This is a genomic window from Enterobacteriaceae bacterium Kacie_13, from assembly GCA_013457415.1.
Taxonomy (GTDB): domain Bacteria; phylum Pseudomonadota; class Gammaproteobacteria; order Enterobacterales; family Enterobacteriaceae; genus Rahnella.
The window spans coordinates 3,658,528-3,671,817 of the sequence record CP045665.1 but is presented as its reverse complement, the minus strand read 5'-3'; the positions used below and the strand labels follow the sequence as shown (position 1 = coordinate 3,671,817).

Annotated in this window: 13 protein-coding genes; 11 read left to right on the top strand and 2 right to left on the bottom strand. The window is 52.3% G+C overall.

Translation table 11 applies throughout. The features are described from left to right. Positions 1–3: 3 nt before the first annotated feature. The 8 genes from lpxB to GE278_16710 all read left to right on the top strand — a co-directional run bounded on the left by lpxB (position 4) and on the right by GE278_16710 (position 10,804). Positions 4–1,152 (top strand): lipid-A-disaccharide synthase, encoded by a 1,149-nt coding sequence (lpxB, locus tag GE278_16745; GenBank protein ID QLK62317.1) that lies wholly within the window; start codon positions 4–6, stop codon positions 1,150–1,152. After that, complete coding sequence (gene rnhB, locus GE278_16740; GenBank protein QLK62316.1) at positions 1,149–1,745, top strand: ribonuclease HII; 597 nt, start codon at positions 1,149–1,151, stop codon at positions 1,743–1,745. The genes lpxB and rnhB overlap by 4 nt, the downstream gene beginning before the upstream one ends. Positions 1,746–1,818: 73 nt before the next feature. Next, positions 1,819–5,301 carry a DNA polymerase III subunit alpha gene (gene dnaE, locus GE278_16735; protein QLK62315.1) on the top strand — a complete coding sequence of 1,161 codons (3,483 nt, stop codon included), beginning with the start codon at positions 1,819–1,821 and terminating at the stop codon, positions 5,299–5,301. 12 nt (positions 5,302–5,313) lie between these two features. After that, positions 5,314–6,273, top strand: a complete 960-nt coding sequence (gene accA, locus GE278_16730; GenBank protein ID QLK62314.1) for an acetyl-CoA carboxylase carboxyl transferase subunit alpha — start codon at positions 5,314–5,316, stop codon at positions 6,271–6,273. Between the two features lie 187 nt (positions 6,274–6,460). Continuing rightward, a complete protein-coding gene (ldcC, locus tag GE278_16725) occupies positions 6,461–8,608 on the top strand; it encodes a lysine decarboxylase LdcC (protein QLK62313.1) in 2,148 nt (715 codons plus the stop codon). An 87-nt stretch (positions 8,609–8,695) separates the two neighbouring features. Further along, a complete protein-coding gene (locus GE278_16720; GenBank protein ID QLK62312.1) occupies positions 8,696–9,088 on the top strand; it encodes a VOC family protein in 393 nt (130 codons plus the stop codon). A gap of 4 nt (positions 9,089–9,092) precedes the next feature. Beyond that, positions 9,093–10,439, top strand: coding sequence for a tRNA lysidine(34) synthetase TilS (gene tilS, locus GE278_16715; GenBank protein ID QLK62311.1), 1,347 nt, complete (start codon positions 9,093–9,095; stop codon positions 10,437–10,439). A 47-nt stretch (positions 10,440–10,486) separates the two neighbouring features. Then, positions 10,487–10,804 carry a c-type cytochrome gene (locus tag GE278_16710; GenBank protein QLK62310.1) on the top strand — a complete coding sequence of 106 codons (318 nt, stop codon included), beginning with the start codon at positions 10,487–10,489 and terminating at the stop codon, positions 10,802–10,804. 65 nt (positions 10,805–10,869) lie between these two features. Here the strand turns inward: GE278_16710 and rof are convergent, their stop codons facing one another. Both rof and GE278_16700 read right to left on the bottom strand, forming a co-directional pair. Next, positions 10,870–11,130, bottom strand: a complete 261-nt coding sequence (gene rof, locus GE278_16705; protein QLK62309.1) for a Rho-binding antiterminator — start codon at positions 11,128–11,130, stop codon at positions 10,870–10,872. After that, on the bottom strand, positions 11,117–11,317 hold the full coding sequence (locus GE278_16700) for a hypothetical protein (GenBank protein ID QLK62308.1): 201 nt from the start codon (positions 11,315–11,317) through the stop codon (positions 11,117–11,119). The genes rof and GE278_16700 overlap by 14 nt, the downstream gene beginning before the upstream one ends. A gap of 216 nt (positions 11,318–11,533) precedes the next feature. On the opposite strand from GE278_16700, the gene GE278_16695 reads away from it, so the two are divergent. The 3 genes from GE278_16695 (at position 11,534) to nlpE (ending at position 13,252) form a co-directional block, all read left to right on the top strand. After that, positions 11,534–12,094: a hypothetical protein gene (locus GE278_16695; protein QLK62307.1), complete on the top strand. Its 561-nt coding sequence runs from the start codon at positions 11,534–11,536 to the stop codon at positions 12,092–12,094. Between the two features lie 5 nt (positions 12,095–12,099). Further along, positions 12,100–12,510, top strand: coding sequence for an aminoacyl-tRNA hydrolase (locus tag GE278_16690; protein ID QLK62306.1), 411 nt, complete (start codon positions 12,100–12,102; stop codon positions 12,508–12,510). Positions 12,511–12,574: 64 nt separating this feature from the next. Continuing rightward, complete coding sequence (nlpE, locus tag GE278_16685) at positions 12,575–13,252, top strand: envelope stress response activation lipoprotein NlpE (protein ID QLK62305.1); 678 nt, start codon at positions 12,575–12,577, stop codon at positions 13,250–13,252. Positions 13,253–13,290 lie beyond the last annotated feature (38 nt).

Genomic DNA, 13,290 nt, shown 5'->3' with positions numbered 1-13,290 from the left:
ATAATGCAAAAGCCTGTTCTGACAATTGGCCTTGTGGCCGGTGAAACGTCCGGTGACATTCTTGGCGCCGGGCTGATTCGAGCCCTAAAGAAACACCACCCTGACGCACGTTTTGTTGGCGTCGCGGGTCCGCTGATGCAGGCGGAAGGGTGTGAAACCTGGTACGAAATGGAAGAGCTGGCGGTAATGGGTGTGGTAGAAGTGTTAGAGCGTCTGCCACGCTTGTTGAAAATCCGCAAAGATTTGACCCGACGTTTCAGCGAACTTAAGCCTGATGTGTTTGTGGGCATCGACGCCCCTGATTTTAACATCACGCTCGAAGGTCGTCTGAAACAGCGCGGTATCCGCACTATTCACTATGTCAGCCCATCAGTCTGGGCATGGCGACAAAAACGCGTTTTCAAAATTGGAAAAGCCACCGATCTGGTACTGGCGTTTCTGCCTTTCGAAAAAGCGTTTTACGACAAATTCAACGTTCCCTGCCGTTTTATTGGCCACACGATGGCTGACGCGATGCCGCTGCATCCAGACAAAGAAGCTGCGCGCCTGTTTTTGGGCATTCCTGAAGATGTGCATTGCCTGGCGTTGTTGCCGGGTAGCCGTCATGCTGAAGTGGAAATGCTCAGTGCTGATTTCCTGAGAACGGCGCTTCAGCTGCGACAGACGTATCCGGATTTACACATCGTTGTGCCGCTGGTGAATGCCAAACGTCGCGAGCAGTTCGAACGTATCAAAGCCGAAATTGCACCCGACCTTCCTGCGCATTTGCTCGATGGCAAAGGGCGCGAAGCGATGATCGCAAGCGATGCTGCGCTACTGGCGTCCGGTACGGCTGCGCTCGAGTGTATGCTGGCGAAATGCCCGATGGTGGTAGGTTACCGCATGAAGCCATTTACCTTCTGGCTGGCAGAACGTCTGGTGAAAACTCCCTACGTTTCATTGCCTAACCTGCTCGCCCGACGCGAAATCGTCACCGAGTTACTGCAAACCGACTGTGTGCCGGATAAGCTTTCCGCTGCGCTGCTGCCTTTGCTGGCCGGCGGTGAGAAGAGCCTGGAACTGCGTAATACTTTCCTGGAGTTGCATGAAAGCATCCGCCGTGATGCAGATGAGCAGGCCGCTCAGGCCGTAATGGAGCTGGCAAGCCGATGAATAACGTTTTTATCTATCCACAGGCCGTGTGCATTGCCGGTGTGGATGAAGTGGGGCGTGGCCCGCTGGTAGGCGCTGTAGTGACCGCTGCAGTGATCCTCGATCCAGCCAATCCGATTAAAGGTCTGGCGGATTCCAAAAAACTCAGCGAGAAACGCCGCGAAGCGTTGTATATCGAAATTAAAGAGAAAGCGCTCGCCTGGAGTCTGGGCCGGGCGGAACCGCATGAAATCGATGAACTGAATATTTTGCATGCCACCATGCTGGCAATGCAAAGAGCCGTCGCCGGTCTTGGCATCACGCCAGATATGGTGCTGATTGACGGCAACCGTTGTCCAAAGCTTCCGATGGCTTCTCAGGCCGTGGTGAAAGGGGACAGCAAAGTGGCCGAAATCAGTGCGGCATCCATTCTGGCGAAAGTCACCCGCGATCGCGAAATGGTTGAACTGGATTTGCAGTTCCCGGAATATGGCTTTGCGAAACACAAAGGCTATCCGACGCCGGTGCATCTTGAAAGTCTCGCCCGGTTTGGCGCGACAGCGCATCATCGCCGCAGTTTCGCACCAGTGAAACGCGCACTCGGGCTGGCGTAACGCGTCACCTTGTTCCTTTCCTGGCTTAGCGGGAAATACAAACCCTTAATTCACTCATTTCTGGACTCTGGACATGGCCGAACCTCGTTTTATTCATCTGCGTGTACATAGCGACTATTCCATGGTGGATGGGCTCGCGAAAGTGGGTCCGCTGGTGAAATGCGCAGCGGCACTCGGCATGCCCGCTCTGGGGATCACCGACTTCACTAACCTGTGCGGTCTGGTCAAATTTTACGGTGCCGCACACGGCGCTGGCATCAAGCCGATCATCGGTGCCGATCTGAACATCCAAAGCGAGATCCTTGGCGATGAACTGGCGCAGCTGACGGTGTTGGCAATGAACAATCAGGGATATCAGAACCTGACGTTGCTCATCTCTCGTGCTTATCAGCGCGGTTATGGTGCGGCGGGGCCGATTGTCGACCGCGAATGGCTGGCAGAATTGAATGAAGGATTGATCCTGATTTCTGGCGCCAAAATGGGCGATGTCGGCAAGTTTCTGATGCGCGGTAACGATTTACAGGTTGAGCTTTGCCTGGACTTTTACCAGCAATATTTCCCGGATCGCTATTATCTTGAGCTGATCCGTACCGGCCGCGCCGAAGAAGAAAACTATCTGCACGCTGCCGTTGCGCTGGCCACTGAGCGTGGCCTGCCGGTCGTTGCGACCAACGATGTGCGTTTCATGCTGCCGACAGACTTTGACGCCCATGAGATCCGCGTAGCGATCCACGACGGATTTACGCTCGACGATCCAAAGCGTCCGCGCAATTACACTGCTCAGCAATATATGCGCAGTGAAGATGAAATGTGCGAGCTGTTTGAAGACATTCCAGAAGCGCTGCAAAACAGTGTGGAAATTGCCAAACGCTGTAACGTCACCATTCGTCTGGGCGAGTATTTCCTGCCGCAATTCCCGACCGGTGACATGACCACAGAAGATTTCCTGGTCGATAAATCGAAAATCGGCCTCGAAGAGCGCCTCGAGTTCTTGTTCCCCGATCCTGAAGTTCGCGCCCAGCGACGCCCTGAATATGACGAGCGTCTGGATATTGAACTTAAAGTGATCAACCAGATGGGCTTCCCCGGCTACTTCCTGATCGTGATGGAGTTCATTCAGTGGTCGAAAGATAACGACGTGCCGGTCGGGCCGGGACGTGGTTCCGGTGCGGGTTCTCTGGTGGCATATGCGCTAAAAATTACCGATCTCGATCCGCTTGAATTCGACCTGCTGTTCGAACGTTTTCTTAACCCTGAACGTGTCTCCATGCCCGACTTTGACGTTGACTTCTGTATGGAGAAACGCGATCAGGTTATCGATCACGTGGCAGAAATGTACGGTCGCGAAGCGGTTTCGCAGATCATAACTTTCGGTACGATGGCGGCCAAAGCGGTTATCCGCGACGTGGGCCGCGTGCTGGGACATCCGTACGGATTTGTCGATCGTATTTCCAAACTGGTGCCGCCCGATCCGGGCATGACACTGGAAAAAGCCTTTGCGGCTGAACCGCAGTTGCCGGAAATTTACGAAGCGGATGAAGAAGTTAAGTCGTTGATCGACATGGCGCGTCAGCTGGAAGGGGTCACCCGTAACGCCGGTAAACACGCCGGTGGTGTGGTGATCGCACCGACCAAAATTACCGATTTTGCGCCGCTGTATTGTGATGCTGAGGGTAATCACCCGGTCACGCAGTTCGATAAAAACGACGTGGAATATGCCGGGCTGGTGAAGTTCGACTTCCTCGGCCTGCGTACGCTGACCATCATCGACTGGGCGCTCGGGATGATCAACGCCCGCCGTGCCAAAGCGGGCGAGCCGCCGCTGGATATCGCAGCTATTCCGCTCGATGACAAGAAAAGTTTTGACATGCTGCAACGCTCGGAGACCACCGCGGTCTTCCAGCTTGAATCTCGCGGCATGAAAGATTTGATTAAACGCCTTAAGCCCGACAGCTTTGAAGATATGATTGCCCTCGTGGCGCTGTTCCGTCCAGGGCCTTTACAGTCCGGCATGGTTGATAACTTCATCGACCGTAAACACGGTCGCGAAGAGCTCTCCTATCCGGATATCCAGTGGCAGCACGAATCCCTGAAGCCGGTACTGGAGCCGACCTACGGCATTATCCTGTATCAGGAACAGGTTATGCAGATTGCGCAGGTTCTGGCGGGCTATTCACTGGGCGGCGCGGATATGCTGCGTCGTGCAATGGGTAAGAAAAACCCGGTTGAGATGGCCAAGCAGCGTGGCGGATTTGAAGATGGCGCGAAAGCGCGCGGCATCGACGGTGAGCTGGCGATTAAAATCTTCGATCTGGTGGAGAAATTCGCCGGGTATGGCTTTAACAAATCCCACTCCGCTGCTTACGCGCTGGTGTCTTACCAGACGCTGTGGCTGAAAGCGCATTACCCCGCTGAGTTCATGGCGGCCGTAATGACCGCAGATATGGATAACACCGAGAAAGTGGTCGGTCTGGTGGATGAGTGCTGGCGTATGGGGCTTAAAATCCTGCCGCCGGACATTAACAGCGGTCAGTATCATTTCCACGTTAACGACGAAGGTGAAATCGTTTACGGTATCGGTGCAATCAAAGGCGTGGGTGAAGGCCCGATTGAAGCGATCATTGAGGCGCGTAACGAAGGGGGATATTTCAGGGAGCTGTTTGATCTCTGCGCCCGCGCGGATGTGAAAAAACTCAACAAGCGTATCCTCGAAAAACTGATTATGTCCGGTGCGTTTGACCGTTTGGGCCCACATCGCGCCGCATTGATGAGTTCTTTGCCGGATGCCCTGAAAGCCGCTGATCAGCACGCGAAAGCCGAGGCTATCGGTCAGGTCGATATGTTTGGCGTTCTGGCTGAAGCCCCGGAGCAGGTGGAGAAGTCTTACGCCAACGTCATGCGCTGGCCTGAACAGACAGTGCTGGACGGTGAACGTGAGACGCTGGGCCTGTATCTCACCGGCCATCCGATCACTCAATACCTTAAAGAAATCGAGCGTTATGGCGGCGGCCAGCGTTTAAAAGACATGCACCCGACCGAACGGGGTAAAATGACTGTTGCAGTGGGGCTGGTTCTCGCTGCACGGGTTATGGTCACCAAGCGCGGTAACCGCATTGGGATCTGTACGTTAGACGACCGCTCAGGTCGTCTGGAAGTGATGTTGTTCACCGAAGCATTGGAAAAATTCCAGCATTTGTTGGAAAAAGACCGTATCCTTATCGCCACAGGACAGGTCAGCTTTGATGACTTCAGCGGCGGGCTTAAAATGATGGCCCGCGATATAATGGACATCAGTGAAGCACGGGAAAAATATGCTCGCGGTCTTGCTATCTCGCTGACTGACAGGCAAATTGATGACCAGCTTTTGAACCGTCTCCGCCAATCGTTGGAACCTCATCGATCGGGGACGATACCAGTACATCTGTATTACCAACGAGAAAATGCAAGAGCCCGGCTTCGATTCGGGGCGTCATGGCGTGTTACGCCAACGGACAAACTGTTGCTGGATTTGCGAGGCCTGGTCGGTAGTGAGCAGGTGGAACTGGAATTTGACTAAAATAGGAATGCTATGAGTCTGAATTTTCTTGATTTTGAACAGCCGATTGCGGAACTCGAAGCGAAAATTGACTCGCTGACTGCAGTCAGCCGTCAAGACGAAAAATTGGATATTAATCTGGATGAAGAAGTTGCACGCTTGCGCGAGAAAAGCGTTGAACTGACTCGTAAGATTTTCTCTGATCTGGGCGCCTGGCAGATTGCCCAACTGGCGCGCCATCCTCGTCGCCCTTATACCCTGGATTACATCAAACATATCTTTACTGATTTTGATGAACTGGCCGGTGATCGTGCATTCGCTGACGATAAAGCTATCGTTGGCGGGATTGCTCGTTTGGGTGAACGTGCCGTGATGATCATTGGTCATCAGAAAGGCCGTGAAACAAAAGAGAAAGTCCGTCGCAACTTTGGTATGCCAGCCCCGGAAGGATATCGCAAAGCATTACGTCTGATGGAAATGGCTGAACGCTTCAAATTGCCAATCATCACTTTCATCGATACTCCGGGTGCATACCCAGGTGTCGGTGCAGAAGAACGTGGCCAGTCTGAAGCGATCGCGCGTAACCTGCGTGAGATGTCACGTCTGAACGTGCCGGTCATCTGTACCGTCATCGGTGAAGGTGGTTCAGGTGGTGCACTGGCTATCGGCGTGGGTGATAAAGTGAACATGCTGCAATACAGCACCTATTCGGTGATTTCGCCGGAAGGCTGTGCGTCAATTCTGTGGAAGAGCGCTGATAAAGCACCTCTGGCAGCAGAAGCGATGGGCATTGTTGCTCCACGTTTGAAAGAACTTAAGCTGATCGACTCGGTGATCCCTGAGCCTCTGGGCGGCGCTCACCGTAACGTTGAAGCGATGGCGGCTTCATTGCGTGCGCAGCTGGAAGCTGATCTGAGCGATCTGGATGTGCTGAGCACTGAAGAATTACGTAACCGTCGTTATCAGCGCCTGATGACTTACGGCTACTGCTGATTCAGCCCAGTATCGGAAAGGCCATGCAAATGCATGGCCTTTTTTATTGTCTAATTTTCTTCGTCACCCTTTCCTGCATTCTTAATTTCCCTCTGCCAGCCAGAAAATCAGTGCGAAAGGGTACACACCCGGCGCTAACCGTGTTTCTATAATTATATTAGATACCAATAACAGAAGGATTTGTCAGATGAATATTATCGCTATCATGCGCCCGGAAGGGGCTTACTATAAAGAAGAGCCAATCCGCGAACTGGATAGCGCCCTGACGCTTCTCGGGTTCCAGGTGATTTATCCGCGAGACCGCGCTGATTTACTGAAACTCATCGAAAATAACGCCCGCATTTGCGGAGCAATTTTTGACTGGGACGAGCACAGCGAAGAGCTGTGTACAGAAATTAATGAGCTCAACGAATACTTGCCACTGTACGCATTTATTAATACGCATTCGACGCTTGACGTCGATGTGAATGAAATGCGTATGGTGCTGTATTTCTTTGAGTATGCGCTGACCGCCGCTGATGACATCGCCAAACGTATCCGCCAGTACACCGACGAATACATTGATACGATCACGCCGCCGCTGACCAAAGCGCTGTTTAAATACGTCGAGGAAGGGAAATATACGTTTTGTACGCCAGGTCATATGGCGGGCACGGCGTTTCTTAAAAGCCCGGTCGGCACGCTGTTCTATGATTTCTTTGGAGCCAAAACGCTGAAGGCTGATGTGTCAATTTCAGTCACCGAACTCGGTTCTTTGCTCGATCACACCGGTCCGCATCTGGAAGCCGAAGAATACATCGCGCGTACTTTTGGGTCCGAGCAAAGCTATATCGTGACTAATGGCACCTCGACCGCTAACAAAATTGTCGGAATGTACGCTGCGCCTGCGGGTAGCACAGTGCTGATTGACCGCAACTGTCATAAGTCGCTGGCGCATCTGATGATGATGACCAATATCGTACCGATTTATCTGCGTCCGCACCGTAACGCTTACGGCATTCTCGGCGGGATCCCCAAACACGAATTCACCCGTGAAAGTATTAAAGAGAAAATCACGCAAACGGAAAATGCCACGTGGCCGGTGCACGCTGTCATCACCAATTCCACGTACGATGGTCTGTTATACAACACTGATTACATTAAAAGCACCCTGGACGTCCCGTCGATTCATTTCGATTCGGCCTGGGTGCCTTATACCAATTTCCACCCGATATATGATGGAAAAAGCGGGATGAGTGGCGAACGCGTTCCTGGAAAAGTCATTTATGAAACCCAGTCTACGCACAAGTTATTGGCAGCATTCTCGCAGGCGTCGATGATCCACATTAAAGGTGATTACAACGAAAGCACTTTTAATGAAGCCTATATGATGCATACCACGACATCGCCGAACTACGGCATTGTGGCTTCAGCGGAAACGGCGGCGGCGATGCTGCGCGGGAATCCCGGACGGCGGCTGATCAATCGTTCCGTTGAACGCGCACTGCATTTTCGCAAAGAGATCCAGAGGTTGCGCGAGGAAACTGACGGCTGGTTCTTTGATATCTGGCAGCCGGAACACATTGATGAAGCTCAGTGCTGGCCGCTCAATCCGGATGACAATTGGCACGGATTTGCCAATGCGGATACCGATCATATGTATCTGGATCCGATCAAAGTGACGATCCTCACGCCCGGTATGAACGAAATGGGTAAGCTGGAAGAAGAGGGGATCCCGGCGGCGCTGGTGGCGAAATTCCTCGATGAGCGCGGGGTGGTGGTGGAAAAAACCGGCCCGTACAATCTTCTTTTCCTTTTCAGCATAGGTATTGATAAAACCAAGTCCATGAGCGTGATGCGCGGACTGACCGATTTCAAACGCAGTTACGATCTCAATCTCCGCGTAAAAAATATGCTTCCCGACCTATACGCGGAAGACCCTGATTTCTATCGTAATATGCGTATTCAGGATCTGGCGCAGGGGATTCACAAGCTGATCGTCCGTCATGATTTGCCGCGCTTAATGCTGGAAGCCTTTGATGTCCTGCCAGAAATGAAAATGACGCCTTACGAAATGTTCCAGCATCAGGTGCGCGGACATATCGACGAATGTGACATTGATGAACTGATCGGTAAAGTCTCGGCCAATATGATCCTGCCTTATCCGCCGGGCGTACCGGTTGTGATGCCGGGCGAGATGATCACCGAAGAAAGCCGTGCCGTGCTCGATTTCCTGATCATGCTGTGCTCGATTGGCGAACGTTATCCAGGCTTTGAAACGGATATTCACGGTGCGCGTATGACCGAAGACGGACGCTATCTGGTGAAAGTCCTTAAACTTCCGGACGCTGAATAACCCAAAGCCCTCATGATGAGGGCTTTTTATTGACGTCTGCGGGTGTGCTGAGTAACGTGCACCACAAGAATCTACAGGACAAACGCCATGATCAACCTACGCCAAATTCATCACATCGCCGTCATCGGGTCTGATTATCAGGCCAGTAAACGTTTCTACTGCGATATCCTCGGTTTCACTCTTGTGGAGGAGTTTTATCGTGAAGAGCGTGATTCCTGGAAAGCGGATTTAGCGCTCAATGGCCAGTACACCATCGAACTCTTCAGCTTCCCGACTCCCCCGGCACGCCCAAGTCATCCGGAAGCCTGCGGGCTACGTCATCTGGCGTTCAGCGTTGATAATATTGCACAGTGTGTTGCCGCGCTCGAGCAGGCGGGCGTGAACTGTGAACCCGTTCGCGTTGATCCTTATACCGGCAAGCAATTTACCTTTTTCAGCGATCCTGACGGCTTGCCGTTAGAACTGTACGAATCCCGGTAATACTATGAATTCACATTCAGCGGCCAGTTTTCTGCCTGAGCATCTGCGCAAGAAAATTGGCGATGCGCGAAAACTTTGCGTGGCATTCAGCGGTGGGTTGGATTCCACCGTGCTACTGGCAGGGTTGGTGGAGCTGCGTGATACTTTACGGCCTGAAATCCAACTGCGTGCGTTACATGTCCATCACGGCCTAAGCCAGTTTGCCGATAGTTGGGTAGCGCATTGCCATAAATTCTGCCTGTGTCATGACATCGCGTTTTCTGTCGCGTATGTGCAGCTTAATGCGCAAGACGGTGGCGTTGAAGCAGCGGCGAGAACGGCTCGCTATCAGGTATTCTCAGACAGTCTTGCAAACGATGAAGTATTACTGACGGCACAGCATCTGAACGATCAGTGCGAAACGTTTATGCTGGCGCTAAAACGCGGCAGCGGGCCTGCGGGATTGTCGGCTATGAGCGCAGACAGCCTGACGCCGCGTTATCGTCTGTTACGCCCTCTGCTGGAACTTAGCCGTGCGCAGCTGGAAGACTACGCCGGCCAGCATCATCTCAGTTGGATCGAAGACGACAGTAACCAGGATGTCCGATTTGACCGTAACTTCCTGCGTCTAGATATTCTTCCGGCGTTGTATCAGCGATGGCCACATTTCGCAGAGGCTACCGCCCGCAGCGCGGCGCTGTGTGCGGAACAGGAATCTCTTCTGGATGAACTGCTGAGTGAATGTCTGAGCGGATTAACGGATTCGCAGGGCAGTTTAGCGTTAGAAGGGCTGCTCTATGTTTCTGCTGCGAAACGTTCTGCCTTACTGCGCCGCTGGCTGGCCGCATGCGGCGCGAAGATGCCTTCGCGCGAACAGTTACAAATGATCTGGAATGAAGTGGCGCTGAGCCGTGAAGATGCTCAGGCGCAGTTAAGGCTGGGCGCGTTGACTGTACGTCGTTTTCGTCAGCGCTTGTATCTGTTACCAGAATTTCAGCCTTTGAAAGATCTCGTGTTGGCCTGGGATCCTGCAAAAATCCTCACGCTGCCGGACGGGCTGGGGTTTTTAGCTGTCGATACTGCTGTTGGCGAGACAAGTGAACACTCACGCTTTCGCCAGCCGCGTCCCGGTGAAATCGTCACGATACGTTTTCAGGCGCAGGGGAATATCGAAAAAGTAGGGCGCGATCGTGCGCGTCAGGCTAAGAAGTTATGGTCTGAACTCGGTGTGCCGCCCTGGCAGCGTGACCGTATTCCGCTGATTTACTACAATGAAACGCTTATCGCCGCGCCCGGCTGGTTTATCACCCGTCAGGCCGTGGCCGAAAATAATGAAGCGCAATGGCAGGTTATCTGGTCTGTTGTCCAATAAAAAATGATTCATTCTTAGGTGGATATTATCTGCCAGCGGGAGAAGTGATGCGTATCGTTGCAGGTATTTTGGCGCTGATGCTGGTGAGTTCGCCGGTTTTCGCTCAGGGAAGCAGTGCGGCCGGGCAGTCCAAGTCGGCCAGTTGTGCCGCTTGCCATGGTGTAAACGGGAAAGCGGCGAATTTGATTTACCCAAACCTTGCCGGGCAAAATGCAGATTATCTGGCTCTGTCGTTACATGCGTATAAGAAAGGTGAGCGCAGCGGCGGGCAGGCTGGGGTGATGCAGGCGTTTACGGCGTCGCTTTCGGATCAGGACATCAGCGATTTGGCGGCCTATTACGCCAGCCTCGAGCCGCTGAAATAGCCGGGTTCAGAAATGCAAACGGGCAATCCTGAGATTGCCCGTGAGTTTGACGTGCGCAGGGCGCGCTATTCGGCGCTGACCACCACGGTGCCAATTTCCGGATGACTAAAGCTTTCGATGTAATCCAGACGCAGATCGCGTTGTTCGCCGTTCACCTCGGCCACCAGATATTCTACTTTCTTACGCATCAGCAGATCGTTAGCCTTCGCCTCAACGATTTCTCCGCTACGCAGCTTCAGTGTCAACACCAGGTGACTCTGGCAGGCGAGCTCGAGATTGTCGTAGTCATCACAATTGATGGGTTGGTACTCATCATTCATCGACATAATCGCTCACCAATAAGTTAGCGGCGGCGTAGGCCGCCTGGTCCCTAACGGAGGACGGAAGGTCAGCGTTTGCTGCCACTTCGTCCAATGCTTTCAATACACAGCCCAATGCATCGGGCACATATCCCAGATCGCCGCTGGCAATCTCTGAATATTTACGGCGTACCAACTCACAGTATTGTTGCATAGGTTCTCCCTTAAAAGCGTATCCCTCTGAGGAAAGCGCAGAAAGATAAGCTCTCAGTATTTATCGACTATAGCACAGGAGAGTCTCAGTTATTAGACAACCCACAAAGGTTTATCGTTTGCGTTGAAACGGTTATTCAGAAGGACCTGCGGGGTTAAACTGGTCGCGACGTGACGCTTTCAAGTACACTGTGCGTCTATCATCAAGAGGTTTCCCATGGCGTTAAAAGCAACTATTTATAAAGCAGTGATCAATATCGCTGATATGGACCGCAATTTCTTTCATGACGCCAATCTGACACTGGCTCAGCATCCCTCTGAAACAGAACAACGCATGATGCTGCGCCTGCTCGCCTGGATTTACCACGCCGATGAGCGGCTGACATTTACTCGTGGATTGAGCGCGGAAGATGAGCCGGAAATCTGGCGTAAAAACGATCATAACGGTATTGAGCTGTGGGTCGAACTGGGTCTGCCCGATGAGAAGCGTCTGAAAAGAGCCTGTAACCAGTCGCGCGAAGTGGTGCTTTACGCATACGGTGAGCGGGCTGCCAGAGTCTGGTGGTCGCAAATTGAAGGCAAGGTCAGAGGTTTTGAAAATCTGCGCATCCGTTATATCGATGATGAAATGCTGACTCAGCTCACCGCATTTGGCAGCAGAACCATGGATTTACAGGCGACTTTGCAAGATGGAACTATTTGGCTTTCCGATGCTCAGAGTAATTTAGAAATTCATTTTTCTGAATGGAAACAGTCAATAGTAAAAGAAGCAAGGTAATCGGTGTGCTTATCCTTTCCGGAAAAATGGAAATACCAGACAGCGAAATTGAATTAACGGCGATCCGCGCTCAGGGCAATGGTGGCCAGAACGTCAATAAAACGTCAACGGCAATACATTTACGTTTTGATATTAAAGCCTCAAGTTTGCCAGACTATTACAAAGAGCGGCTGATGGCGTTCAATCACCACTCCATCACGGCTGACGGTTGGGTGGTTATTAAGGCTCAGGAGTCCCGGAGTCAGGAACAGAATCGCGAAGCGGCGCTGGCTCGTTTAAGTAATCTGATTACGCAGGCGATGGTAGTGGAAAAGCCACGTCGGGCGACGAAGCCGACCCGGGGTTCTAAAATTCGTCGGGTAGAAAGTAAAGTGCGCAAGGGTGCGACAAAAGCATTGCGGGGCAAAGTTCGATAGCCTTATATCGTGTTGCAGGACAATATTTATCGCAACACTCAGAAAAAGCAGTAGGGGAGAAACTGTGAAAAAAATCATCATAACCGCAGTGCTGGCGCTCGGGGCGCTGTCACTGTTCGGCTGCCATACCGCTGCCTTCAATCAGGAAAAACCGTTGCAGGCGATGCAGCAAAGTTACAGTGGTGTCCTGCCGTGCGCCGATTGCGGCGGGCTGGAGACATCATTATTCCTCCAACAGGACGGCACTTATGTTCTGCAGGAAACTTATCAGGATACCAGGGACGGCGATCAGACTTTCGCCAGCTATGGCAGTTGGGCGAGAACCGCTGACAAACTGGTCCTGACCGATGCGAAAGGTGAAAAGCGTTACTTCCATCCGAAAGATGAAAATCTTGAAATGCTTGATACCAGTGGTGCGCCGATTATTTCGTCGCTCAATTACACGCTAAAACCTACACAGCAGAGTTTACCGAAGACGCCGATGCCGCTGACCGGCATGATGCAATACAGCGCCGATGCGGCTTCTTTCAAGGATTGTGCGACAGGTAAAGTTTTCCCGATGTCAGCCAGCAAGTCGCTGGAGCAGGGGTATCTCGCTTCGCGTAAGGCACCAAATCAGCTGGTTTTTGTGTCTATGGACGGGCATTTCATGACGGAACCGTCGATGGAAGAAGGGCAGATACAGAAAGCCGTGGTGGCGGATGCAAACGTAAAGTTTGATGCAACCAAAGCTTGCCCGTAGCACTTCTGTTAAACTAAAAGCACAAACAAAAATGCCCG